This window comes from Bacillota bacterium, from assembly GCA_023511835.1.
Taxonomy (GTDB): domain Bacteria; phylum Bacillota; class Sulfobacillia; order JAIMAT01; family JAIMAT01; genus JAIMAT01.
On sequence record JAIMAT010000129.1, the window covers coordinates 1 to 3,879 of the forward strand.

The 3,879-nt window shown below is 74.8% G+C and carries 4 protein-coding genes; 1 reads left to right on the plus strand and 3 read right to left on the minus strand.

Features of this window, described 5'->3' with window-relative positions:
• Positions 1-42 precede the first annotated feature (42 nt).
• The 3 genes from K6U79_11250 to K6U79_11260 form a co-directional block, all read right to left on the minus strand.
• Entirely contained in the window at positions 43-945 is a 903-nt protein-coding gene (locus K6U79_11250; GenBank protein ID MCL6522928.1) for a PD-(D/E)XK nuclease family protein, read from the minus strand.
• A complete protein-coding gene (locus tag K6U79_11255; GenBank protein MCL6522929.1) occupies positions 942-2,132 on the minus strand; it encodes an amidohydrolase in 1,191 nt (396 codons plus the stop codon). Before K6U79_11255 ends, K6U79_11250 begins: the two co-directional genes overlap by 4 nt.
• 173 nt (positions 2,133-2,305) lie before the next feature.
• Positions 2,306-2,935: a hypothetical protein gene (locus tag K6U79_11260; protein MCL6522930.1), complete on the minus strand. Its 630-nt coding sequence runs from the start codon at positions 2,933-2,935 to the stop codon at positions 2,306-2,308.
• Between the two features lie 99 nt (positions 2,936-3,034).
• Here K6U79_11260 and moaA point away from each other — a divergent pair.
• On the plus strand, positions 3,035-3,879 hold an 845-nt coding region (moaA, locus tag K6U79_11265; protein ID MCL6522931.1), incomplete at its 3' end, for a GTP 3',8-cyclase MoaA.

Consider the following 3,879-nt stretch of genomic DNA (forward strand, 5'->3'; position numbering starts at 1 on the left):
CGGCGCGCGCCGGCCGGAGGACCTCTACTACATGCTCCGCGCCTACCTTCCGCCCGCGGCTTCCCGGCCGCCCCGCGAGGCGTAGCGGCGGACGGACTCCTGGCCTTCGGGGCAGAGGGCGAGGTAGTCGCACCAGCGGCAGGCGGGCCCGGGGCGGGCGGGGTAGACCTCCTCGGACAGGATGGCGCGGCCGTCGGCGCGCAGCTCGCCCGGCAGGGCGGCGCAGGCCTCCCGGTCCACCGGCAGCGAGACCAGGCGGTCCGAGGCCAGGAACCAGAAGGTGACGCGCTCCACGCGCCGCCCCAGCACCTGCTCCACCAGCCAGGCGTAGCCCACCGCCTGGAGGCTCCGGCGGAGGACGGCCGGACCGGAGGCCCGCCCGGTCTTGTAGTCCACCAGCTCCAGCCCTCCGTCGCGCCACTCCAGGCGGTCGACCCGCCCGGTGAAGGCGAGGCCGTCGCCCAGCGGGAGGCTGAGCGGCAGCTCCAGGCCGAAGAGGCGGCTGTCCGGGCGGAGCCGTTCCCGCTCGCGCGCCGCCCAGCCGGCCAGCATGGAGCGCGCCCGGCGGCGCGCCGCCTCTTCCCGATTCGGGTCGGCGAAGACGCCCTCGCGCTCCGGCTCCTCCGGCCAGAGCCGGTCCAGCAGCTCGAAGGCGGTCCCCGCCGTGCGCTCGCCCGGCGGCAGGGTCGCCAGCCGCTCGAGGACGCGATGGACCAGGCGGCCGATCCAGAGGGGCTCGGTGGTTCTGGCCGGCAGGCGCTGGACGTACTGGAAGAGATAGCGCCGGCGGCAGGTGCGCCAGACCTCCAGGCGCGTGGTGCTCAGCACCAGCCGGCCCTCGGCCGGCAGGAGCGCCAGCTGGCGGTGGCGCGGAGCGGCCGCCGCGGCTTCGCCCCGCGCCGCCGTCCCCGCCGGACCTGGACGCCGGGAGGGCAGGCGGCTCACCCTTCGCGGCTCCAGACGACCCGCCCCTCGATCAGCACCTGCTCGGGGCGCGTGCGCACCTCGAAGGGATGACCGTCCCAGAGGACGATGTCGGCCAGCTTGCCGGGCTCCAGCGAGCCGACCCGGTCGGCCACGCCGGTGATCTCGGCGGGCACCACGGTCAGCGCGCGGAAGGCGGCCTCCTCGTCCAGCCCCTCGCCCACCGCCAGCCCGGCGGTGATGCGCAGGAGCCAGACCGGGATGACCGGGTGGTCGGTCATGATGGCGAAGCGGACGCCCGCCTCCGCCAGCAGCTTGGGCGTGCGCAGGGTGCGGTCGCGCAGCTCCACCTTGCTCCGCGAGGTGGTGGCGGGCCCCCAGGCCACCGGCACGCCGCGACGCGCCAGCTCGTCGGCCAGCTTGTGCGACTCGGTGCCGTGGTCGATCACCAGGCGGTAGCCGAACTCGTCGGCCAGTCGCAGGGCGGTGCGGATGTCGTCCGCGCGGTGGCAGTGGTTGCGCACAGGCACCTCGCCGCGCAGGACGCGGGCCAGCGCCTCCAGCTTCAGATCGCGCGGAGGCCGCCGCTCGGGGTCGTCCTGCGCTCGCTCCAGTTTCTCCATGTACTCCCGCGCCCGCACGAAGGCCTCGCGGATGACGAAGGCGGTACCCATGCGCGTCGAGGGCATCCGTTTCTGCTCGCCGTAGACCCGCTTCGGGTTCTCGCCCAGCGCCAGCTTCAGGCCGGAGAACTCGCGCAGGAGCATCTCCTCCACCGTGCGGCCGAAGGCGTGGAAGGTGGAGCCCTGCCCGCCGATGGCGTTGCCGCTGCCCGGGGTGAGCCAGAGGGTGGTGACGCCGCCGCGCAGCGCGTCGCGCAGCCCCTCGTCCTCCGGGTTGACGGCGTCCAGGGCGCGCAGCTGGGGCGTCACGGGGTCGGTCAGCTCGTTGCCGTCGGAGCCTGCGGGACCGTTGGCTTCCTCGTGAAGACCGGCGTGGTTGTGGGCGTCGACGAAGCCGGGCGTCACCCAGCGCCCGCGGGCGTCGATGCGCCGCGCCCCCTCGGGCACCGCCAGCGCCGGGTCGTCGGCCGGTCCCACCGCGGCGATGCGCCCCTGCCGGACCAGCACCGTGCCCGGGTCGTAGACGGGGCCGCTCGCCGTCACCACGCGCCCGCCCGTGATGGCGAGCACGTCCTCTCCGCTCATGATCCACCCCCTCTGCCCGGGCCCCCGCGACGTCGCCCGCCGTCCGCCTGGCCGGCGGGGCGAGGGGGGTCGGGCGATCCAAAGGGGGTACTTCTTCGCAGGCGGGCGACCGCTCCCTGCCGGCCGGGAGGCGGGCGACCGGCAGGGGGAGGGGCCGGAGCCGCCGGGAGGGCTCAGCCCTGGGCGTGCGGGTCGGGGCCCAGGCGGCTTCCCTCGCCCTCGGGCCGGGGCAGCTGGGCCCCTAGCTCCCGGATCTCGCGGCTCAGGTCGGCCATCTCGGTGCGGGCCATGTCCAGGAAGAAGCGGAGCTCCGCCTCGCGCTCGGGGTGGCCCTCGTCGAGCAGGCGGCGGCACTCGCGGTAGACGTCGAGCGCGTGGTTGACGCGCTCGCGCAGGAGGTCGATCCGCCAGCGCGGATCCTCCTCGGCGGCCCGGCCGGCGCGGCCGGCGCCCTCCTCCAGGACGGCCTGGTACCAGTCGGCCCCCTCCGCCCCGTCGAAGTCGAGCCGGACGTAGATGGCATCGTCCCGCTCGGCCATGGCGGCGATGAAGAGCATGGGATTGGGCACGGGCACGCCGTCCACCACCGCCTGGAAGGGCGGTCCGGGGACGACGAGCCGGCGCGGATTCGTCAGGCGCAGGGCTACGCGGGCGCCCTCCAGGTCGCGGACGAAGTGGACCTGGTCCAGCCGCCCCGCCAGGAAGGAGAGGATCGCCACCCGGCCCACGTCCATGGGCGCCGATGCGGCGTAGTTGCGGATCGCGATCCACTTGGCCCGGCGGTCGATGGCTCCTTCTCGCATGCGGCATCCCCTTCCCCCCACAGGGTATCTCCGTGCCTCGCGGCGATACAACGCGGCGCGCGGGCCCCGCTCGCCGCCCGGCGGGCGGGGTGATAGAGTCTGGATAGCGGCCGTCCGGACCGCAGCCTCTCCCGTAAGGAAGTGATCGGTGTGGCGCCTGGGCTGGTCGACAGGTTCGGGCGGGTGGCCCGGAAACTGCGGATCTCCGTCACCGACCGCTGCAACTTCCGCTGCCAGTACTGCATGCCGAGCGAGAACGTGCGCTGGCTTCCCCGGGGCGAGATCCTCAGCTTCGAGGAGATCGCGCGCCTGGCGCGCGTGGCGGTGGGCCTGGGGGTGGAGCGGATCCGCCTGACCGGTGGCGAGCCGCTGGTCCGGCCCCAGGTGGAGGTGCTGGTGGAGGAGCTGGCGGCCATCGCGGGTCTGGCCGACCTCTCCATGACCACCAACGGCTACTTCCTCCCGGAGAAGGCGGAGGCGCTGCGCCGGGCGGGGCTGCGCGGGCTCAACATCAGCCTGGACAGCCTGCGTCGCGAGCGTTTCGCCGAGCTGACCCGGCGCGACACCTTCGAGCGCGTCCTGGAGGGGATCCGCGCCGCCCGGGCGGCGGGCTTCCGGGTCAAGATCAACACGGTGCTGATGCGGGGCGTCAACGAGGACGAGGTGCCCGCCTTCCTCGAGTGGAGCCGCGAGAACGGCCTCCTCGTCCGCTTCATCGAGTTCATGCCGCTCGACGGCGACCGCCGGTGGAGCCGCGAGCGCGTGGTGGAGGCGGACGAGATCCTGGCCGCTGCGGCCCGGCTCGGCCCCGTGGAGAGCGTGGAGGCGGAGCCGCACCAGCCGGCGCGCCTCTACCGCGTCGCGGGCGTCGAGTTCGGCGTCATCGCCAGCGTCTCCCGGCCCTTCTGCCGCCAGTGCGACCGGATCCGCCTCACCGCGGACGG